General features: G+C 49.8%; 18 protein-coding genes. 11 read left to right on the forward strand and 7 right to left on the reverse strand.

Going from position 1 to position 20,726, the window contains the following annotated elements:
- Window positions 1-40: 40 nt before the first annotated feature.
- Window positions 41-2,530, reverse strand: coding sequence for a TonB-dependent receptor domain-containing protein (locus J2Y43_RS01765; RefSeq protein ID WP_309981520.1), 2,490 nt, complete (start codon window positions 2,528-2,530; stop codon window positions 41-43).
- Window positions 2,531-2,913: 383 nt separating this feature from the next.
- Here J2Y43_RS01765 and J2Y43_RS01770 point away from each other — a divergent pair, with 383 nt between their 5' ends.
- Window positions 2,914-3,591 carry a DUF6962 family protein gene (locus tag J2Y43_RS01770; RefSeq protein ID WP_309981519.1) on the forward strand — a complete coding sequence of 226 codons (678 nt, stop codon included), beginning with the start codon at window positions 2,914-2,916 and terminating at the stop codon, window positions 3,589-3,591.
- Window positions 3,592-3,844: 253 nt separating this feature from the next.
- On the opposite strand, the gene J2Y43_RS01775 is transcribed toward J2Y43_RS01770, so the two are convergent.
- Window positions 3,845-4,480, reverse strand: a complete 636-nt coding sequence (locus J2Y43_RS01775) for a peroxiredoxin (RefSeq protein WP_106599327.1) — start codon at window positions 4,478-4,480, stop codon at window positions 3,845-3,847.
- A 223-nt stretch (window positions 4,481-4,703) separates the two neighbouring features.
- Here J2Y43_RS01775 and J2Y43_RS01780 point away from each other — a divergent pair, with 223 nt between their 5' ends.
- The 9 genes from J2Y43_RS01780 (at window position 4,704) to J2Y43_RS01820 (ending at window position 13,413) form a co-directional block, all read left to right on the forward strand.
- Window positions 4,704-6,335 (forward strand): putative inorganic carbon transporter subunit DabA, encoded by a 1,632-nt coding sequence (locus J2Y43_RS01780; RefSeq protein WP_309981518.1) that lies wholly within the window; start codon window positions 4,704-4,706, stop codon window positions 6,333-6,335.
- Between the two features lie 53 nt (window positions 6,336-6,388).
- Window positions 6,389-7,327 (forward strand): proton-conducting transporter membrane subunit, encoded by a 939-nt coding sequence (locus tag J2Y43_RS01785; protein ID WP_309981517.1) that lies wholly within the window; start codon window positions 6,389-6,391, stop codon window positions 7,325-7,327.
- Between the two features lie 179 nt (window positions 7,328-7,506).
- The gene (locus J2Y43_RS01790) at window positions 7,507-8,685 is read left to right on the forward strand and encodes an aminotransferase class V-fold PLP-dependent enzyme (protein ID WP_309981516.1); all 1,179 of its coding nucleotides are present in this window, start codon (window positions 7,507-7,509) and stop codon (window positions 8,683-8,685) included.
- Entirely contained in the window at window positions 8,651-9,844 is a 1,194-nt protein-coding gene (locus J2Y43_RS01795; RefSeq protein ID WP_309981515.1) for an XdhC family protein, read from the forward strand. Before J2Y43_RS01790 ends, J2Y43_RS01795 begins: the two co-directional genes overlap by 35 nt.
- A 6-nt stretch (window positions 9,845-9,850) precedes the next feature.
- Window positions 9,851-10,450, forward strand: a complete 600-nt coding sequence (locus tag J2Y43_RS01800) for a nucleotidyltransferase family protein (RefSeq protein WP_309981514.1) — start codon at window positions 9,851-9,853, stop codon at window positions 10,448-10,450.
- 119 nt (window positions 10,451-10,569) lie between these two features.
- Window positions 10,570-11,406: an ABC transporter ATP-binding protein gene (locus J2Y43_RS01805; RefSeq protein WP_309981513.1), complete on the forward strand. Its 837-nt coding sequence runs from the start codon at window positions 10,570-10,572 to the stop codon at window positions 11,404-11,406.
- Between the two features lie 103 nt (window positions 11,407-11,509).
- Entirely contained in the window at window positions 11,510-12,322 is an 813-nt protein-coding gene (locus J2Y43_RS01810; RefSeq protein ID WP_309981512.1) for a hypothetical protein, read from the forward strand.
- A gap of 12 nt (window positions 12,323-12,334) precedes the next feature.
- Window positions 12,335-12,715, forward strand: coding sequence for a GntR family transcriptional regulator (locus J2Y43_RS01815; RefSeq protein ID WP_309981511.1), 381 nt, complete (start codon window positions 12,335-12,337; stop codon window positions 12,713-12,715).
- Window positions 12,716-12,717: 2 nt separating this feature from the next.
- A complete protein-coding gene (locus J2Y43_RS01820) occupies window positions 12,718-13,413 on the forward strand; it encodes a hypothetical protein (RefSeq protein WP_309981510.1) in 696 nt (231 codons plus the stop codon).
- A 35-nt stretch (window positions 13,414-13,448) separates the two neighbouring features.
- Here the strand turns inward: J2Y43_RS01820 and J2Y43_RS01825 are convergent, their stop codons facing one another.
- From J2Y43_RS01825 to gndA, 5 genes are all read right to left on the reverse strand, one after another.
- On the reverse strand, window positions 13,449-14,282 hold the full coding sequence (locus J2Y43_RS01825) for an SPFH domain-containing protein (RefSeq protein ID WP_106599317.1): 834 nt from the start codon (window positions 14,280-14,282) through the stop codon (window positions 13,449-13,451).
- Between the two features lie 6 nt (window positions 14,283-14,288).
- Window positions 14,289-14,465, reverse strand: a complete 177-nt coding sequence (locus J2Y43_RS01830) for a hypothetical protein (RefSeq protein WP_309981509.1) — start codon at window positions 14,463-14,465, stop codon at window positions 14,289-14,291.
- 166 nt (window positions 14,466-14,631) lie between these two features.
- Complete coding sequence (gene pgl / locus J2Y43_RS01835; RefSeq protein ID WP_309981508.1) at window positions 14,632-15,351, reverse strand: 6-phosphogluconolactonase; 720 nt, start codon at window positions 15,349-15,351, stop codon at window positions 14,632-14,634.
- Window positions 15,352-15,354: 3 nt separating this feature from the next.
- Window positions 15,355-16,860 (reverse strand): glucose-6-phosphate dehydrogenase, encoded by a 1,506-nt coding sequence (gene zwf / locus J2Y43_RS01840; RefSeq protein WP_309981507.1) that lies wholly within the window; start codon window positions 16,858-16,860, stop codon window positions 15,355-15,357.
- A gap of 12 nt (window positions 16,861-16,872) precedes the next feature.
- Window positions 16,873-18,285, reverse strand: a complete 1,413-nt coding sequence (gndA, locus tag J2Y43_RS01845) for an NADP-dependent phosphogluconate dehydrogenase (protein WP_309981506.1) — start codon at window positions 18,283-18,285, stop codon at window positions 16,873-16,875.
- A 175-nt stretch (window positions 18,286-18,460) separates the two neighbouring features.
- Here gndA and J2Y43_RS01850 point away from each other — a divergent pair, with 175 nt between their 5' ends.
- Window positions 18,461-20,563 carry an alpha-galactosidase gene (locus J2Y43_RS01850; RefSeq protein ID WP_309981505.1) on the forward strand — a complete coding sequence of 701 codons (2,103 nt, stop codon included), beginning with the start codon at window positions 18,461-18,463 and terminating at the stop codon, window positions 20,561-20,563.
- Window positions 20,564-20,726: the final 163 nt, after the last annotated feature.

Here is a 20,726-nt window from a genome sequence, read left to right on the forward strand (position 1 = left end):
GAGGCAAAGGCCCCTGCGCTACGGCAACAGCATCGCAAACCTAGTTTTGCTGGCCACCGCCACCTACAACATCCGTATTGTTAACCGACTTTGTCTTCTTCTTAGGTGCATTGAAGCTCATCTTTCCGATCGAATAGCTGAACGTAACCTTGAAGTTGCGGTTGTAAAGCTGTGTAGTGCCAGTCTGCACGAATTGCGGCGAAGTCAGGTCCGACGTGAACCGCACACCCTTGGTCAGGAAATTCTCTGCTCCGAAACCAATGCTGCCTTTCTTATTAGCAATATCCTTTTTGAACCCTAGCGAGTACATGTAGAAGCCCGTGCGCGTTCCCTGCAACTGGATCTCCTTGCCGCGGTAGAAACCAAATGCCTGCAATCCCCAACCGTTTCGCAGCGAAATCTGCGACATCAACCGTCCACCATAGTTGAAACCAGAGTTGCTGATGCCCACCGAAGTACCATCCAGGCCAGTCGTTTGGCCTTCCAGGTACGAATGCAGAATGTCGATACTTCCATTCAAAGTCCATTTGGGCGTCAGGTAAACATTCGCGAAGACATTCGCCCCGTAGGCTCTTTGCTTACCAATGTTTTCATAAGTGGTAACAATCGCGCCTTGCAGGGTATCCACGGCCATGCGCACCTGCGTAATGGAGTTGTTTGTCTGCCGTGCGAAAACCGATGCGTTAATGTAGGTCTTCTTAATGTTGGTGCTCAATCCGAGCTCAAAGTTGTCGGTCAGTTCGGGGCTCAATGCCGGATTACCGGTACTGATGCTCTGCGGATTGGCCAGGTTCACGTTCGGGTTCAGCTGCTGGATACCCGGGCGTTGAATGCGTCGGTTGTAAGCCGCTTTCAAAGTAGTGCTGCCCGAAAGTACTTTCGACACGTTGATACTCGGCACCAGGTTTCCGTAAGCAGGAATATCGATCGGCTTATTGTCCCCCATATCGGCTGTAATGCCGGTATATTCGTAGCGCGTTCCGAGTTTGAAGGTGTATTTGTTTTTAGTTGAAAGCGTGTAGGAGAAATACCCTGCCGCCACATTCTGTTTGTAGTTCAGAACACCCGATGGATTAGTAGTACTCAACACAAAATTCCCTGATTCCCCGGCAGTAAGGTATTTAAAATCACTATCCACAGTTCTGAAAATACCCTTTGCCCCGAATTCAAACAGCTGATTTTTGCCCAGCGGCGTCTGGTAATCCGTTTGGAGCGTCAGTTCCGAGTTCTGATTTTTGTTCTCGTTTTTCAGTTTGCTATCTACCGCGCCCGATTCGTTCAGGATATCGGTATTGAAATTATTGGTCAGTCCGGTGCGGCTATACAATGTCGAAATACTCCACTCCTGCTGCGGTTTAAACGTGCGGATGTAGTCGATGTTGAAATCCACAGTTCCGGAAAGATCCTTGCGGTCCACCTTGCGGAGTGAACTGTTGTTGAGAATGCTGTTTTCGTATTGATTGATAGTCAGATCCTGTTTTTGGATGAAATTCCGCGTTCCATAGCGCAAACCTGCGGATAATGCCTGGTTTTTACCCAAATCATAATCCCATCCCAGTGAATACTGCCCGAACAAACCGCGGTCTTTCGCAGTCGAACTCTGGTTGGTCAGGAATGAATTGCTGCCGGAATAGGTCGTCTGATCGAGCACCGACGTGGCCTTGTTATAGAATGCACGGCCGAAACCGCCGAGTGTAAAACCCATTTTGCCCTTCCGGTAGCTTCCGTTCAAGCCCAGGTTCGAGCCACGGTTACCAACACCCGAATCGATATTCAGCGTCAGGCCTTGCAGGTTGTTCTTTTTGGTAATGATATTAATGATACCACCCGAGCCTTCCGCGTCATACTTGGCCGATGGTGAGGTGATCACTTCCACCGATTTGATCATATCCGCCGGGATCTGCTTTAAAGCGTCCGCCACATTGGCCGCGATAATGGTAGAAGGTTTGTTATTGATCAAAACCTTGATATTCGCACTTCCACGCAAGGATACATTCCCGTCCAGGTCGACAGAAAGCATCGGCACTTTACGCAACAGGTCCGAAGCGTCGCCACCCTTGGAAGTAATATCCTTCTCCGCATTGAAAACCATCCTGTCCACCTTCTCTTCGATCAGCGATTTTTCTCCGGTAATGGTTACCTCCTGCAAATTCTGGACGCTCGAAGCAAGCTGAATCGATCCCAGTTCCACATCCTTGCCTTTTTCCACTTTCACATTCACGGCCTTATCTTTGTAACCAATGAAGGAAATCATCAGCTTGTAAGAACCCGGCGCCACTTTCGAAATGGCAAACTTGCCGCTCTCGTCGGCAGTGGTACCGTCAATCGCCTTGTTATCAGCGACATTGAATAATGCAATACTCGCAAACTCAACGCCTTTCGCGGCGGCTGAATCGAGTACAATTCCGGAAATTTTGGAGTACCCTTGTGCGGGGATCTGCGCAAAGGATTGATTGGCTGCAATGGCCAGAAACAGGGTCAAAACAATAAATCTGACAGCTGATAGTAAGGGATTCTTCATGGTTTCCATAAGTTTTCAAAGAGGGTGCTTTCGCCGCTATCCTACTTAAATACAATTCTCAATACAAAGGAAAAACATACTTCGTATTTATTATTTAATAATAGATAGCTACCCCGTTTTCATCTGCGAATCGGCACTTTCGGGATACCAAACTGAAAACGCGGTGTAACTTACCCGGCCTGATCCAACAGCTGCGGCCTGTGGTACAATTTTGGTGGGGAAGGCATTCAATACGGCGATCATGCAGATTGCTGCCCCATTTGTGCGTACTTTTGAAACTCGAATGCAAACCGGCGAAGTTCGGTATGTGCTAACTTACTCTTCTGTTCATGAATGATGTCGTCATAGATTTTAGCAAAGTCCACCAGATAAATCTATTCGGAATAACCATTATGGAGCCCTCGACGGTGCTGTCGAGCCTGATGATGACTGCTGTGTGTATCTACGCGTTTATCCACCTCAACAAACTCGGGCGCGCGCACCGCATGTACAAGCAAATCCAGTATTTCTTCCTTTTCATGGCCATTGCAACGGCCATCGGCGGGATATTGGGACATGGTTTTTTGTACATGACCGGGAAAGTCGGTAAAATACCGGGCTGGTTTGCCAGCATGATCGCCGTCGCATTGTTCGAACGTGCGGCCATATGGCATATCAAGCCGCTCCTGCATCAGCGCAATGGCCTTATACTGGGCTGGCTGAATTACGTCGAGCTCACCATATTTTTTGTACTGACATTCATTACCCTCGATTTTCGGGTTGTGGAAGTCCACGCTTTCTACGGGCTCTTCCTGATGCTCTTCATGATCGAGCTCTATGTTTATAAGAAGAAAAAGGACCCGGGCAGCAAGAATATCTTCCTCGCCACGCTCATGGGCGCGATAGCCGCCGGCTTCCACGCATTGAAATTCAGCTTCGGCGATTGGTTCAATTACAACGACATTGCCCATATCCCGATGTCGCTCTCCATCTGGTTCTACTACCAGGGAGCACGGCATATGATATTTTATGGAGAGGAGCAGATTGTGCCGGAGGAGGTGATTGAAGGGGATTTGACAGCCGACCGCTGACCGCCGACGGCGGATTGCTGTATCTGCGGACGATATGGTAATTGACCATGGACGATCGACGATCGACCATGGTTTTATTGTGTAAAAGAATAGACTTTCAGATAGCCAAAAAAAGCGGATGCCCAATCACAGGACATCCGCTTTTTTCAAGCCATCCATGGTCCATGGTCTATGGTCTATGGTCGAATCAGCCGTCGGCGGTCCATGGTCGGCGGTCAAAAAAGCACTACCGTCCATCGAACGCCTCAACGCCTTACTTATTCGGCTGCGGCGTGTAGCGCAAATACGGCTTCACGATATTCAAACCTTTTGTAAACTTCTTCTGCGCATCTTCGGTGCTTACAGCAGGCACCACAATCACGTCTTCACCATCTTTCCAGTCTGCCGGTGTGGCTACGGAATAGTTGGCAGTCAGTTGGAGTGAATCCACCACACGAAGGATTTCGTTGAAATTACGGCCTGTCGATGCAGGGTAAGTAAGCGTCAGTTTGATCTTCTTGTCCGGACCGATCACGAACACCGAACGTACGGTTGCTTTTTCGCTCGCGTTCGGGTGGATCATGTCGTACAGTTGCGCTACCTGGCGACCTTCGTCGGCGATGATCGGGAAGTTCACCTCGGTATCGTTTACTTCATTGATATCCGGGATCCAGCGATGGTGCGAATCCAGGTCGTCGACGCTCACGGCGAGTACTTTCACATTGCGTTTCTCAAACTCACCTTTCAAAAGGGCCGTTTTACCCAATTCGGTTGTACAAACGGGAGTAAAGTCAGCGGGGTGAGAGAACAACAATCCCCAGCTATCTCCCAGCCATTCGTGGAATTTAATGGGTCCTTGCGTGGTATTTGCTTCAAAGTCCGGTGCGATATCTCCTAATCGAAGTGACATAATGGTGAAGGTTTAAAGAATGAAACATTAATCTACTAACATTGTAGAGTAGAACACAAAATTAAAGAAATAGTTTCATAAACGGCCCATTTCTTCCATTAATAAATCCTGCGGCAAACCACTCCCACCAAAGCCGCATTACCGGCTGACAATCTTCATTTTAACCAATTTTAACCGCATTTTAAGGCTTGTTTAATTGCGTTTTAATTGCTGTTTGGCTCCTTTGAGAAACGAAAACCGGAGATGGGTTCTGCACCCGGCCGGTCGGCAAAAAGACTTTGTAAAACGCTATCAGTTTCTGCACATGACAGCCCGGAACAACTCTTTCGACGAACTCGCGGTACTGCATGAGTTGAAGCGATTTTTGCCGGCATTGTCGCCCGGAAGGACATTTACCCACCGGAATCCTTTGGAGGCTTTTCAGCACTTACACTTTCATGACGCGCTGCGGCACGCGTCCGAAATGCTGGGTTACCAAACCTCGCTTTCCCTGGAAGAATACCGTTCGCTTTATAACTCCAAAAGAGTGAAACCCGATGTCCTGGAAAAAGTGCTGGTGGAGAAAAAGGGGGCTGCAAAGACCTTTGAGTGGCAGGACAAAGTGCTGATGAAGAAATTTCCGGCCGCCGTGGCCGCACCACGGATCGGCCGGTTGAGGGCCAACTGGCAAAAGCAATATAAAACTGATCCAGATACCTGTGTGCATCCGAGATTGTTCCGGATTTTGGGCAACTATCTCGACCACGGCGTTTCGGACTGGTCATTCCCGGTACGCGGACAAGGCTTTCTCGACTCCATGCGCGAAGTGGAGGCGAACAGCTTCATCAGCGCATTCAATACGCCCCGGGCGCGTAAGATGCTTTTGCAGACCGACCCATCAATCGGCGACTTGCTCGCTATCATTGTCGGCGACGAGGCACTTTTCAAACAATACCTTTTCGACCAGCAATTTTCCCATCGCGGCTGGTCGGGATTGGTGGCGACATTGGAAAGAAACAGCAGCAACCTGCTCAATGGCAGTCATATTACCCTCCGGGAGTTGATCGTGTTCGAATTGCTCCTGGAAATCGATGTGCTGGACGATCGCCTTGGCAAGCAGTGGGACCCGCTCGCTTCCAGCCTGGCAAGTCCTCCGAGCGATTTGTTTGCGCCGGTCCCCGCCAGCGAAAAGAGCGAAGTGCTCGCTATTTGGCAGGAAGCGGTGGAATGGAGCTATTATGAGGAAGTACTAGCCGGATTAAGCCGGAATTCGCCGAATCAGCACAGCAGTCATACCTTGGGAACGGTTCGCACGAGCGCGCCGGAGTCCCTTTGCATTATCGGAAGGCCCACGGTAGTACGGGACACCCCGCCCGGCTACCGTGCGGCTCTCCATCACTATGACTTCTCGCTTGATCGGGACGGTGCTGAACTGGAAAGAATGCTCGAAACCGTGGTCCCCTCGCTTGGGGCCACCAATCTTGAATACTTTTTCTCTCGCACGAATTTCGCGGATGTGAATGGCGGCAATGCGCTGGGTGATCAGCTAATAGGCCTATTCGGCGTCGCCGACGGTACCCGGGGAGATTTGCGAACGGGTTTGCCAACCGAGCTAACGGAAGGGCTGGAACCGATACGCCTGCTGTGCATTGTAGAGCATTTTCACGAAATGGTACTGAAAGTGATCGGACGGCGATCCGTCGGGCGGCGGTCCGTCGGGCGGCGGTCCGTCGCACAATGGATTATGAATGAATGGGTACACCTCGTCGTGATTGACCCTCTCACCCGTGAACTGCGGGTCTTAAAAAACGGTGAAATGGTAGGCTATAAGTCCGATCCATTAAAGTATTCGCTATCGGTGGCTGGTGATTGGTGAGGCCGCATTGCTGATTAATACCGGTCGTCGATAGCTTTTTTGAATGTGAGTATATGTTTTGGAGTGATTTCCATTTTGACGGTTTGACGCTGGCCTATCTGACCATCGGATTGGCTATGACGACGCTGGCCGTATGGAATGGCCGCAAAACATTGCGCGGACATAAGCAGTGGCCCCGTTTTATCATTGCGGTCCTGCTTTTTTGTGCGGGTTACGGGTTAGCCATTTTGTCTGGCGGATTAAAAACACTGTTGCTCGGCTGGGAGGTTATGGGCGTTGCCTCATTTCTGCTCATTATCCTCCACCGCGATTTCAAAAACGGTGGCGACCCGACGCTCGGCATTCCGGCGAAAGCCTTCTTTATATATCGCTTGGGTGATGTGGGCTTGCTCCTTGCCATGTGGGCAAGCCACCACCTCGGGCGGGAAAACGCGGCGGTAGTCTCTTTGCTGGTGCTGGTAACGGCTTCCATGCAATCGTCGCAGTTGCCGTTTTCCTCATGGCTGCCGCAGGCGCTGCAAAATTCAACGACGGCGGGTGCGATTCTGCTGGCTACCCTTACGGTACAAATGGGTGTGTTCCTCCTGCTGCGTTCTTACCCGTTTTGGGAGCACCAGCTGTCCATAAGGGTGCTCATCGGATTGCTCGGGTTGACCGCGGCTGCGATGGCGGCAGGGTTTGCGAGGGTTCAATCATCGGTGAAACGGCGCGTTGCCTATGTATCGATGGCTCATACGGGGCTCATTTTTATCGAAGTAGCTGCGGGATTTAAAAGCCTGGCACTCATACATGTCGCAGCAAATGCATTCCTGGGTGCGTACCGGCTACTGGTTCCGCCTGCGCTTGTGTCCGCGGACACGGGGAAAAGCGTTCATTTAAATAAAAGAACCTGGGAGGACCGGCTGCCTAAAAAGCTGAAATACACCATTTACATGTTCTTTACGAAGGAATGGGGCTTGTATGCCCGCCTTTCGAAGTACCTCAGACCCTGACACCATTGATGTTAACCCACTAGTCAAATCATCAAACTGAATACCGATTTTCATAATTATAGTTAACCTGTTCGTTTAAGTTTCGGAAACCATCTCATGTTTAAAATGAGATGGTTTTTTGTTTATTTTGAACTAAGCCTGCCAGTTTTGCTTTTTTAAATAAAAACCAGCCCTTACCCTTGAAATTACCTGTCTACCTGGATCATAACGCGACTACCCCTGTGGACCCGAGGGTTTTGCAGGAGATGCTCCCCTATTTCTCGGACAGGTTCGGGAATGCCGCCAGCCGCACGCATTCCTATGGCTGGGAAGCCGAAGAATCCGTGGATATCGCACGAGAGCAAATCGCGAACCTCATAGGCGCACACCCGCAGGAAATCGTTTTCACTTCCGGTGCGACGGAGGCAATTAACCTGGCCATTAAAGGTGTTTTTGAAAATTCCGAACAACCCAAAAAACACATTATCACGGTATGTACCGAGCACAAGGCAGTGCTTGATACATGCAAACACATCGAACGCCACGGCGGCAGCGTCACCTACTTACCGGTAAATACGAACGGACTTATCAGTCTCACCGACCTGGAAAATGCTATTACTGCCAATACCATTCTCATTGCAGTAATGTACGCCAATAACGAAACCGGCGTAATCCAGCACGTTCGTGAAATAGCTGCTATTGCAAAGAAGCACCATATCACATTTCTTTCGGACGCTACACAAGCCGTGGGCAAAGTTCCCGTAAATGTGCAGAATGACGGCATTGACCTGCTCGCATTGAGTGCCCACAAAATTTACGGTCCCAAAGGTGCAGGCGCATTATATGTCCGCAAGAAAAACCCCGCGGTAGCATTAACCGCCCAAATCGACGGCGGCGGCCACGAACGGAACATGCGCAGCGGCACATTGAATGTCCCCGGCATTGTCGGACTGGGCTGGGCCTGTGAGATTGCCGGCGCGGAAATGGCCAGCGAAAGCAAGCGTGTTGCTGCGCTTAGAAATGCCTTTGAAGTAGAACTGCTCGTGCTGCACGACATCGAGATCAATGCAGAGGACGCGCGCAGGCTCCCGCATTGTACCAATATCTCATTCGGGCAGGTGGATGGCGAAAAGCTGATATTCGAAGCAGGGAGCGATCTGGCATTTTCGCGCAGCTCGGCATGTACCTCTGCCACTTTGGAGCCCAGCTATGTGCTGAAAGCGATGGGCTTTTCAGACGAGCGTATTCACAACTCATTCCGTTTCAGTTTCGGGAGGTTCTCTACGGAAGAGCACGTCAACCACGCGGTCTCCGTTATTTCAAAGATTGTAAAACAACATCGCCATGAAAGAGATCACGGACATCATCCGGTCGTATGAGCAGGCATTGATTTCGGGCAAGCGCATGGCGCTCGCGACGGTTGTGCACGTGGAGGGCTCCTCGTACAGGCGCCCGGGTGCACGCATGCTCGTAACGGACGACGGCCAGCTTACCGGAGCCATCAGCGGCGGTTGCCTCGAAGGCGATGCATTACGGAAAGCATTGTTGGCCATTTCCCAGCAGAAAAACAAGCTGGTAACCTACGACACCACCGACGAAAACGATACCACGCTGGGCGTTCAGCTCGGCTGCAACGGGATTGTACATATCCTTTTTGAACCCATTCAAACAGACAACGCCGATAATCCGGTGGAGCTGTTGAAAAAGGTTTCGGCCAAACGCCAGAATGCCGTGTTGGTAACATTGTTCTCCCTGCATTCCCGCACAGGCGCGCAACCCGGCACATGCTTCCTGCATTTGCAAACCGACGACCAGGTAACATGCAACTGCACCGAGGCTGAAATGCAGGAACAACTAGTGTCCGAAAGCCAAACGGCCTACCAGCGCTGCGATTCGTTTTTCAAGGCCTTCGACAGCCAACTAACCGGCTTCATCGAATATTTCAACACCCCTCCTTCTCTCATCATAGCCGGCGCAGGCAATGACACCATTCCGCTCACCGAAATGGCGAGCGTGCTGGGCTGGGATGTTACCGTCGTCGATGGCCGTACCGGGCATGCTACCCGTCAGCGGTTTCCCAAAGCCGGGAAAGTACTTGTGTCGCGTGCAGAGGATGTGTTGAAGCACATTACCGTCGATGAACGGACATTTGTGCTGCTTATGACACATAACTACAATTATGACCTCGCATTGCTGAAACAGCTGCTAACCGTGGACGCCTGCCAGTATGTAGGCGCATTAGGACCGAAGAAAAAGCTGGAACGAATGTATGCGGAATTGGAAAGTGAGGGAATGCTGATTACCGACGCGCAAAAGGCGAAAGTCTATGGGCCTGTGGGGCTTGATATCGGTGCCGAAACCTCCGAAGAAATCGCATTGTCGGTATTGGCGGAAATTAAGGCTGTGCTGGGCAGGCGCGTGGGGCTTTCGCTTCGTGAGAAGCTGGAACCAATCCATAACCGATCCGACCAGCGTGTGGATTATACCCGCGAGGAGAAGGAGGATTTTCTCTGTGCAGTGCAAACGATAATGCCCTGACCCGCCATGCCGCGCAACGAATATGTCATCGTAATCCTCGCTGCGGGCAACTCCTCCCGACTAGGCGAACCCAAGCAGCTGCTTCAATTTCAAGGCAAAAGTCTGATCCGCCACATTGCGGAAGCGGCACTGGAAACGGTCGGCGGCAACGTGATCGTTGTGACGGGTTCCAATGCCGAGGCAATTGCAACAGAATTGAAAAACCTGCCCTGCAAGCTGGCATTCAACGCCGACTGGCAGGAAGGGATGTCGGCTTCCATTAAAACCGGCATTAATGCGCTGCAATCACATTATCAATCTGTGAAAGGCACGATTCTGGCGGTGAGCGACCAGCCATTTGTTTCGGCGGAAGTATTTAATGCATTGATTGTCAATTCCGAAGAAACGGCAAAGGGTATCGTAGCCTGCCGATACAGCGACTCGTTCGGTACACCCGCATTTTTTGGAGCCTCCTACTTCCCTGCCCTCCTCCAACTCACCGGCGCCGAGGGCGCAAAAAAACTCTTCAAACGCTACGCCGACGACGTTTCTGCCTACGCATTCCCCCAGGGCAGCGTCGATATCGACACCCAGGAAGATTACAAGCGACTGATCTCCGGCATTTAAGCAGCTTTGTCTTTCCAGTATTTATCCAAAAATAAATTTTCGCTCAACTGTTGCGAATGCGGAATCATCAGTTACATTTGCAGTGTACTATTTAACTAGAACACTAAAACGATTTGGCCATGATTCACCTTAACCAGGTTTCTTTTGGGTACGGAAAGAGTAAGAAATTGTTTGAAAATCTCGATCTGCGTCTCAACGCCGGGCATATCTACGGGCTGCTTGGCAAAAACGGCGCGGGGAAATCGAGCTTGTTGCGTAATATGGCTGGCCTGCTCTTTCCGACCGGAGGGAGCATCGAGGTGGTCGGTTATGAGCCGCGTAAGCGACAGCCTGCCTTTTTGCAGGACGTTTTCTTCCTGCCCGAAGAAATTTACCTCCCCTCAGTGACAGTCGACAAATACCTGAGCCTCATGGCGCCGTTCTACCCCAAATTCGACGAGCAACTTTTTCGCGCCTACATTGCCGAACTCGACATTCCGGAAAGCAACAAGCTCACAGGCATGTCGTACGGCCAGAAGAAAAAGGTGCTGATCGCCTTCGCACTGGCTACCAACACGCGAGTGCTGATCATGGACGAGCCTACGAATGGCCTCGATATTCCTTCGAAAAGCCAGTTCCGCCGACTGGTTTCATCTGCACTCGACAAGGATCGTCTGATACTGATTTCCACTCACCAAGTCCGCGACCTCGACAATCTCATCGACGCCATTATCATTCTCGAAGACAGCAAGATACTCATCCAGCACAGCCTCGATACCATTTCGGAACGCCTGTGCTTCGGTATACTACCCAACATTGAATACGACAACCGGGTACTTTATTCCGAGCCTTCGCTGCGTGGATACAAAGCTGTTTTCGAGAATTCGACCCGGGAAGAAAGCCGCGTTGATCTGGAACATTTGTTCAATGCAGTAATTGAAAATCCCCACAGGATCAGTCAAATATTTGCCTATTAGCCATGAAAATTATAATCATTCTGCTGATCGCGTTAGCAGCCGCTACGCTTCGCTACATTCTGCCATTTCTAGTCCCAGCTCTTTTGTCCCCCATCGCAATCCTATGAACCAGACATTTGACATTCACCGCTTTGCCCTCATGCTGCGATTCGACGTAGCCGAAAAAGGCCGGAATTACCTGATGATGGCCGGCGTGCTTGTTTTCTGCATTCTGGCAATGATGCTACCCATCACGCAAACAAGCGAACCCAGCGAGTTCCTTAGAATTCTGCATTTTGCGGCGCTATTTATGATCGCGCTTTTTGGTGGAAGCCTTTATACCAGCACCGCTTTCTCACAGTATTCCGAACAAAGCAATGGCATTGCAGCATTGATGATCCCGGCGTCTCGTCTCGAAAAGTATTTCAGTTCACTTTTGCTCAATCTGGCATTCGTAATTCCGTTCCTGATTTTCTTCTGGCAGCTTCATTACTGGACCATCGACTACGCGAATACTTTGCTTCCTTCCGGCGGTACCGGCTATGGTTACATTCCCAAGGACCTGCTTGAATATACGACTTACTGTTACCTCATCATCCAGGCTTCTGTATTCCTGGGTTCTATCTACTTTAAAAAGTTCGCTTACATCAAAACCGCTGTTGCAGTGATAATTTTTGGTTCGATGCTCGCCTATTTCAACTATACTATGGCTATAAAATTCGCGTCAAAACCCAGCAAATTCCTGGCATATCCACTATCCGGATGGAAAGTTTGGTTCTATACCGAGGAAGGAATGGAAAGGCCGAAGTATTTTGCCGGCTTTTACCACATCCAATTTTCTGAAACTATTGAGTATGCAGTACAGGGATTTGCAGTATGGCTTGCTGCCATGCTATGGATTTGCGCCTACTACCAGATGAAGGAGCGGGAAATTTAATAAGCACCAATTATGGAATTTAAAGATAAACAAGCCATTTACCTGCAAATCGCCGACTACATCTGCGAGCAGATTCTACTGGGCAAATGGCCGCCCGGCGAGCGCATTCCGTCGGTACGTGACCTCGCTTCGATGATCGAAGTGAATCCGAACACTGTGATGCGGACTTATGATTTTCTTCAAAACAAGGAAATCATATTTAACAAACGCGGCATTGGCTACTCGACCGATGAGCAGGCGAATGGCAAAATCCTCGCATACCGCAAAGAACGCTTCCTGACTACCGAACTCCCCGAGGTTTTCAAGAACCTCTATCTGCTAGACATTGGTATCGACGAGCTGCACAGTCTCTATCAGAAATTCATTGAAGAAAATTACACGTTAACCAAATAGCCATGAAAACCAGTAACATTCTGTTAGCAATCACATTATCCGTGTTCTTTGTGGTAACATTGTCATCCAATTTCGTATTAAAAAGGCAGTTCGATAAAATCGATAAGAACGACAAGTATTACGGATTTTCGAAACATCAGGTGGGCAAATTCAAGTATCTTCATTTAAAAGGAAAAGGGTTTGCATTAACTGAAATACAACAAGGCCCAACGGCAGAAATCCGCATGATTACTTTACCGCAGTATCTTGAATGGGCTCATTCCGGCGATACTTTAGTTATAACCTACAAAGCCGACTGGAAACCAGATTACCTGCCACGCGACGCATTTGGTTCGCTGCCTTCGATCTATATTATTGCGCCAAAACTGGAAGGCATTGTTTCGGACAGTGTCCGCACAAGAATAAAGGATTACAAATTCGAAGACCTGGTTCTGGAACAGAAAGGCAATTCGGTAATGCTGGCCAACTCAACTGTCCGCAACTTCAAAGCCACCATTTCCCGTAGTGGTTACGCATTGCTGAACCCACAGAGCCGCATTGAAATGGCCGACATAGACATCCGTGACAACAGCACCTTCAACGCGGAAAAGGACATTTTCGGGGATATCAATACCCTAATCGATAGCTCTGCTTACATCAGCTTGCCGGGAAGTATGCTCAAAAAGATCATGAAGCAAAACAAAATAACCCCGAGGTAATCCCCGGGGTTTGAAAAGTTATCTAAAATATCAGACTATTTAATCCCCAACATCAAACTCGTACTGCCTCCTGCATTCGTAGTCGGCAGAATACCGTTCCATTTCGCCACCCATTCCTGTTGAATGAGCAAGGGCGTCAATGTTTTTTGTCTCAACTGGTTGGCTTCTGCTTCCGCCCTGGCTTTGATCAGTGTAGCTTTCGCCTGCCCTTCCGCGCGGGCGATGAGCACTTTTGCTTCGGCTTCCGCTTGTTTCGCCTGGTTTTCGGCTTTCAGACGTGCCTGAATGGAGGCGTTTTTCTCGTCGATCATTTGCCGCAAAGATGGCGGCGGGGTGATGGCCGAAGTCAACTGGTCGTACACGAAGCCGTCTTTACCCAAAGTTTTGGTTAGAACATTCTGCACGCGATCTTCGAAAACTTCGCGGTTGGACATGACGCTGTCGGACGTGAATGAGTTCGCCACGATGCGGTAGGCGTCGTAAATCGTGTTTTTCATAAACCCTTGCTGGATTTCCGCTAACGGTCGCCTGTATTGGCGGTAGATCTGCGGCACCTTGTCGGGATTGATATGGTAGTTCAATTTCGGATCGACTTTAAACTCGGCAGCGTCTTTGGTAGTGATCACAAACGATTCATAATCAACGCTCTGCGTGTACGTCGGAAATTCTACGATTTTGGTCGTCCACGAATTATACCACACACGCCCGGTTACCAGCGTGATATTATCGACCCCTTTCTCGCTTCCGTACAGATTAATGCGTATACCGACATTACCTGCATCAATGTTTTCGAACGAAAAAGGCTGGATTGCCAGCGACATGATCAATACGATAACTGTCAGTATTCCAATAATAATGTTTCTCTTCATGTTCGCTTATAGTTTAGATTTCAATTGGTTTACGATTTGTCCCACGATAATATATAGGCAATAAAATGCGGCGCCGACAATGGCCAAACCGGCAAAGACGAGCCAATCGGACTGGGCATTGACGAGCCGGAGCGCGTAGGTTACCACGATGATAACCGCCGCGATTTTCAGAATGTGTATCATGTGAGTGAGGTTTGTTTTTCGTAAAATTAATACGCTATCGAGCGAAGGGCCGTTAGATTTTATCTAATGGTGCTGCGGATTGTTGAGCGCTTCAAAAACCCTATAAACAGCACGAAGCGCGCCGACGGATCGACGCGCTTCGCAGCATTGGAGTAACAATATAATCTTAGAGCAACGCAGCCGCAGCTTCGTCCACGAACCAGTGCAATTGCCCTTTTACAGGCTGAATGATCTGTGACGGATAGAGGTCTACATTCCTATCCCCTTTCAAAACCTGCTTCAAAACTTCCGCTTTACCAGCGCCTGCCGCCAGGAAAGCTACGCATGCTGCATCGTTCACAACCGGGGCCGTGAGTGTAATGCGGTACATGTCCTGAGCTTGCAGGAAAAATGAAGTCGCGAGCGCATTTTGCTCGTGAATCACCTCCGTGCCGGGGAAGAGCGACAATGTGTGACCATCATCTCCCATGCCCAGCAATACGAAGTCGAAAGTGGTTTCTGAACCTTCGAAATAGGTTTTCACAATCCTTTCATATTCAGCGGCGGATTCTTCGGGCGTAATGTCCGTGCGCATGATGTGGATGTTTTCAGCCTTCACAGGCACTTTATTCAGCAATTCATCATAACACATTTTAGCATTATTCCTCGAATCTTCAAACGGCACCGCGCGCTCGTCGCCCCAAAAAAAATGCAGTTTTTCCCAGGGGATAGACTCCTTGTAAGGCGATTCGGCCAGCAATGCGTACAGTGCCTTCGGTGTACTTCCCCCCGAGAGCACGAACGTGAAACGGTCCTGTTTGGCGAGCACCTGCTGAATGTAATTGTTAATCCATTCAGCAAGGCTGGCACTTAATGCTTTGGTATCCTTCTCGATATGCAACTCCATAGCTTACGGGGTTGGAGGCAGGTTGAGCCACGTGTGACCGTCGCGGGCGATGAGCGCATCGGCAGCGTCGGGGCCCCATGAGTCGGGTGCATAATTCGGGAAGTCTTGCGGCGGGCGGTTTTCCCATGCTTCAAGGATCGGCATGATCACTCTCCATGCGGCATCAACCTGGTCGTTACGCATAAACAGCGTCGCGTCGCCTTCCATTACGTCCAAGAGCAAGGTTTCGTACGCCTCTGGTGCGTGCTCACCTGCTGCATCGTAATCGAAAGTCATATCCACCGGATCGAGCATCATCGTTTGTCCCGGACGTTTCGCCTGGAAGCGGATGCTGATGTCCATATTAGGCTGAATACTGATGGTCAGACGGTTAGACCTCCAAGTTTCGGCCGACTCCGGCGGGAATGCATAATGCGGCGCCTGTTTGAAATGCAAAGTAATGTGAGTCGCTTTCTGGTTGAGGTACTTACCGGTACGAACGTAGAACGGTACGCCCTGCCAGCGCCAGTTGTCGATATAGAACTTCACCGCCGCGAATGTATCGATATTCGACTGCGGGTTCACACCTTCTTCCTGACGGTAACCGACTACTTTTTCACCTTTTTTCCAGCCTCCCGAGTACTGACCGCGAACGGCAAAATCGTGTACCTGTTCCTTAGTAATGCGGCGGATCGCATTCAGTACGTCAACCTTTTTATTGCGGATCTCATTCGCATCGAACGACACCGGCGGCTCCATCGCGATCATGCAAAGGATTTGCAGAATGTGGTTCTGCACCATGTCGCGTAATGCACCAGCATGCTCGAAATAGCCTCCGCGGCCTTCCAGACCTACTGCTTCCGCTGCCGTGATCTGAATGTGGTCGATATAGTTACGGTTCCAGAGCGGCTCGAACAATGCATTGGCAAAACGCAGCGCGAGGATGTTCTGAACCGTTTCTTTGCCCAGGTAATGGTCAATACGGAAGATTTGCTCCTCGGCGAACATGCTCGAAAGCAGCAAGTTCAGTTCGTGAGCGCTTTCCAGGTCATGGCCGAATGGTTTTTCAACTACAATGCGGGTAGTGCCTTTCTCGCCGCAAATCTTCAATGCACCCAGTTTCTGAGCGATTGAAGGAACCAACTGAGGTGCTACCGCGAGGTAGAATATTACGTTGGGATGCACACCCCATTCTTCTTCTTTTTCCTTAACCAGATCGGTGATTTTGTGGTAAGCTGCCGCGTCGTCGCCGTCCATTTGCAGGTACGAAACGTGCTGCGTAAAATCCGTCCAGTGGCCATTTTGCTTACCCTTGCGGCGCGAGAATTTCGTCACGCCGTCGAGCAGGTGCTCATGGTATTTTTCATTGGAATAAGCACTCCGGCCGATACCCGCGATCGCGAACTGATCGGGCATCCAGTTGTCCAAAAACAAGTTATAGAGCGCGGGAGTGAGTTTCCGATAGTTGAGGTCACCGCTACCTCCGAAGATGAAGAGTACCGAGGCAGGGGGACGTTTATTGCTTTGCATAAAGTTTCTGATTTATTGTTGACCCCATTCTGTGTGGAATGTACCTGGGATATCGGTACGTTGGTACGTATGCGCGCCAAAGTAGTCACGTTGCGCCTGAATCAGGTTCGTAGGCATGTACGCTGTTTTGTAAGCGTCGAAGTACGCCAGCGACGACATCAAAGCAGCAGCCGGGATACCCGACTGGGCGGCAAATGCGATCAGCGAACGCGTATTACCTTCCACTGACTTAACCAAAGCAGCTACCTCTTGGTTCAACAGAATATTGGACAATTCCGGGGTTTGCTTGTAGGCGTTCGTAAACACGCTGAGCAGCGATGAACGGATAATGCAACCGCCCCTCCACACGCTTACTACGTCCGTCAGGGGGATCTCCATTTGCAGGTCTTTCGACGCCTGGAACAGCATCGCGAGACCTTGCGCGTAAGCCAGCACAGTGGCAAAGTACAATGCATCGTGTACCTGCTGGATCAGCACCTGGGTTTCTTCCGATATCGCATTGCTTGCACCGTAAAGTTCGGCCGCAACCACTCGCTCATCCTTATAACCCGATAGCGTACGCATGGCCACCGCGGTATCAATCACCGGAACGGCTACGGGCAGCTCCATCGAGTCTTGCGAAGTCCATTTACCGGTTCCTTTCGAACCTGCTTTGTCAGAGATCACGTCGACCAGATGCGCGTCGGTTTTGTCGTCTTTTTGCAGGAAAATATCGGCGGTAATTTCCACCAGGAATGATTGCAAATCACCTTCATTCCAGCTTTTGAATACTTCGTGGAGTTGCTGGTTGCTCAAACCCGCTTTTTTCAGTATCGCATACGATTCGCTGATGAGCTGCATAATCGCATATTCGATACCGTTATGCACCATTTTCACGTAATGGCCGGCACCTTCCTTGCCAAGATAAGCCACGCAGGGCTCGCCGTTGACCTTCGCCGCAATGGCTTCCAGCATGGGCTGTACATGCGCATAAGCCTCCTTATCGCCGCCCGGCATAATGCTAGGGCCTGTACGGGCACCTTTTTCGCCCCCCGAAACACCGATTCCCATGAAATGAATATCCTTTTCACGGAGGTATTTCACGCGGCGGAGCGTATCTGTATAGTGGGAGTTTCCTCCATCAATAATAACGTCGCCTTTTTCAAGAAGAGGTAACAGGGATGCAATCACATCGTCGACCGGCTGGCCGGCTGGCACCAGCATCATTACCTTGCGCGGGCGTTGCAACAGCTGGATCATCTGGGCAAGTTCCGAAACGCCCTTAACAGTGGTACCCGGGGTGGCACTGGATTCCAACGCAGAATTTTTGGTTTCGTCCTTATCGAAACCGATAACAGAGAAACCATGATCGGCCATGTTCAGTAACAGGTTTCTTCCCATTACGCCCAGTCCGATCATTCCAAAATCGAATAAGTTCTGTGACATAGATTAAACGTCTTGAATTAAGAAGCTGCAATATCAGGGTTTTTCAAAGACCAGCTTACATCTTTGTTGACATTCTATTTAAAATTTAAAATCTTCTCGATATTTTATTAAATTCACCCATACTATGGTCAATTCATAGTTAGTTAAATAGTTATTATTTACTATACACATTACTATGTACTACAAATTTATCAAGGTCGCCCTACTCGCGATCTTCGCCTCGTGCAATGCGTTTTCGCAAGACTCGCTTGTTATTAAAAACCGCTTCCTGGAAAGAAAATTCACTATCGGTGATAATTCTTTCTACACATCCCGTTTCCAGCATCTTCTGACGAACAAAGATTACAGTCGCCCTGGCTCGGAGGAGTTTTATTTTACAATTAATGGTACACCTGCAAGTGCCAACGGTACGCATGGGCTATTTAAATACATTAAACACACCTCCGCCAAGACGCATGACGGCATTCAGAAAGTGGCTGTGCAGCTCGCTGGCAAGCCGGGCACCAGCGCCGAAAATGTGATTGTGGATTTAACCTACGAACTATACGACGAACTGCCGGTAGTACGCAAGCAAATCAGTGTTACCAACAATGGTACAAAAGCCATCGCCATTGCCGACCTGGAAGTCGAAAGGCTGAACCTGGTACCGGTATCTTCGCAGCAAAGTGAATTGTATACCAATTACGGCTCCCGCTTCGCCTGGCGACCGTACCACGGCGACCACCACGACGCGGCTATTTTTGTGCATAACAATTACGCGAAAGAGGGCTTTATACTCGGTAATGAGGCTCCCAGTATCCTTAAAAAGACAGAAGTCTACACCGATCACCACCGCATTTCGATCGGTATGACCAGCCTCGCCGATCACTATCCGTTTAAAAAATGGATTGAACCGCAGGAAAAGTTTGATAGTCCCAAAACCTTCATCTGCCTGATTAAATCCGACAAATGGGAAGATGCATTCGAAGGCCATTTCGCCGACTTCATCCGTACCCGGCTAGGCGTGAAACTTTTCGAGCGGAAGGAAATCCCGTTCACATTCTACAATACCTGGCGGCCTTTTTATACCAACATCAACGACACCCTCGTAACCCAGCTCGCCGATGGCCTCGAAGGCACCGGTACCGACCTTTTCATTATGGACGCAGGCTGGGAAAGCAACTATGGCGACTGGGAAGCCCACCCTAGCCGCTTTCCGAACGGCTTGAAACCCATTACCGATCACATCCGGAAACGGGGAATGAAAGCCGGCCTCTGGATGAGCCTCGGGTCGGTGGACAAAAGCAGTAAGCTGTATAAAGAACACCCGGAATGGTCGGTGTACGACCAAAATGGCGAGCCTGCCTACCTCCACGAAGAAATGAAGAACCGGGTTACCATGTCGCTGGCCTCGGGTTATTATGATTACATTCTGGAAAAGATAAAACGCCACGTACGCGAGAACGACCTCGCCTACATTAAGCTTGACCTCGCCATCGCCAATTCCGCCTACGTGCTCGACTATTCAAAAAAGGGCGATTACAAATCCGACGGCAAAGGCTACAAAGACCGTGAAAGCTCCTATTATGCCATCTACGAAAAGGCATTACAGCTCTTCGACGACCTCCATAAGTCATTCCCTGATCTGCTTGTCGACTGCACCTACGAAGTTTGGGGAGAGTATTACATTAATGATTATGCACTAATTGAACACGCCGACTACGACTGGCTCACCAACTACGACGACGACGCGCCCGTAGGCCCAATCAACATCCGCCAAATGGCCTTCGACCGCAGCCGCGCCATCCCGACCGCGACCAACCTGATCGGCAACCAGTTTATAGATTCGCCTTACTCCAAGTATACATTCCTCTCGCTCGCCTCCGTAAAACCGATCCTCGTCGGCGACAGTCGCAAACTCCCAGCCGAACTGAAACCGTGGTACCTGAAATGGAATACGTGGTTTAAAATGATGGACAAAAAATACCAGTTCACCCGCTTCTCCTACGTTTCCGACATTTTCCAGCGCCCTACCATGAGCAACTGGGACGGCGTTTACAAATTCAATAAAGAGAAACAGGGTGGCGTGCTGTTCTTTTTCAGAAACGGATCGGTTGAGACGACGCGGACATTTGCATTTCCGCTTGCTGAGCCTGACAGCCGGTACCGGCTGTTTTCTGCGGAGGACAGCAAGGACTTCGGTGTTTTCAGCGGGAAAGAGCTTAATGATAAAGGGATTGAAATTCGAATCGATAAGCAGTTTGACGCGGAGGTATTGGGGATTGAGAAGGTCAATTGAACTAATAAGTATGCATTGGCGCCGCATACGGGCACCAATGCAACTATGAGCACCCATTCAAAAAGGATCGCTGGATGGAATGATGTAGGGATGAAACAACAATTTGGCTTCCGCTATATCCCGGCAATTTACAGGTGCCGCGCTTCCAGTGAAGAGAAAAGCC

Source organism: Dyadobacter sp. BE31 (assembly GCF_031457695.1).
Classification (GTDB): Bacteria; Bacteroidota; Bacteroidia; order Cytophagales; family Spirosomataceae; genus Dyadobacter.

What these genes read in the sequence shown, in the direction of transcription:
- J2Y43_RS01795 (WP_309981515.1), top strand. Translation starts at nt 8,651, where the DNA reads ATGAAAGAGATCACGGACATCATCCGGTCGTATGAGCAGGCATTGATT.
- J2Y43_RS01815 (WP_309981511.1), top strand. Translation starts at nt 12,335, where the DNA reads ATGGAATTTAAAGATAAACAAGCCATTTACCTGCAAATCGCCGACTAC.
- J2Y43_RS01770 (WP_309981519.1), top strand. Translation starts at nt 2,914, where the DNA reads ATGGAGCCCTCGACGGTGCTGTCGAGCCTGATGATGACTGCTGTGTGT.
- J2Y43_RS01785 (WP_309981517.1), top strand. Translation starts at nt 6,389, where the DNA reads ATGTTTTGGAGTGATTTCCATTTTGACGGTTTGACGCTGGCCTATCTG.
- gndA (WP_309981506.1), bottom strand. Translation starts at nt 18,285, where the DNA reads ATGTCACAGAACTTATTCGATTTTGGAATGATCGGACTGGGCGTAATG.
- J2Y43_RS01800 (WP_309981514.1), top strand. Translation starts at nt 9,851, where the DNA reads ATGCCGCGCAACGAATATGTCATCGTAATCCTCGCTGCGGGCAACTCC.
- J2Y43_RS01830 (WP_309981509.1), bottom strand. Translation starts at nt 14,465, where the DNA reads ATGATACACATTCTGAAAATCGCGGCGGTTATCATCGTGGTAACCTAC.
- zwf (WP_309981507.1), bottom strand. Translation starts at nt 16,860, where the DNA reads ATGCAAAGCAATAAACGTCCCCCTGCCTCGGTACTCTTCATCTTCGGA.
- J2Y43_RS01775 (WP_106599327.1), bottom strand. Translation starts at nt 4,480, where the DNA reads ATGTCACTTCGATTAGGAGATATCGCACCGGACTTTGAAGCAAATACC.
- J2Y43_RS01765 (WP_309981520.1), bottom strand. Translation starts at nt 2,530, where the DNA reads ATGGAAACCATGAAGAATCCCTTACTATCAGCTGTCAGATTTATTGTT.
- J2Y43_RS01810 (WP_309981512.1), top strand. Translation starts at nt 11,510, where the DNA reads ATGAACCAGACATTTGACATTCACCGCTTTGCCCTCATGCTGCGATTC.
- J2Y43_RS01850 (WP_309981505.1), top strand. Translation starts at nt 18,461, where the DNA reads ATGTACTACAAATTTATCAAGGTCGCCCTACTCGCGATCTTCGCCTCG.
- J2Y43_RS01805 (WP_309981513.1), top strand. Translation starts at nt 10,570, where the DNA reads ATGATTCACCTTAACCAGGTTTCTTTTGGGTACGGAAAGAGTAAGAAA.
- J2Y43_RS01825 (WP_106599317.1), bottom strand. Translation starts at nt 14,282, where the DNA reads ATGAAGAGAAACATTATTATTGGAATACTGACAGTTATCGTATTGATC.
- J2Y43_RS01820 (WP_309981510.1), top strand. Translation starts at nt 12,718, where the DNA reads ATGAAAACCAGTAACATTCTGTTAGCAATCACATTATCCGTGTTCTTT.
- pgl (WP_309981508.1), bottom strand. Translation starts at nt 15,351, where the DNA reads ATGGAGTTGCATATCGAGAAGGATACCAAAGCATTAAGTGCCAGCCTT.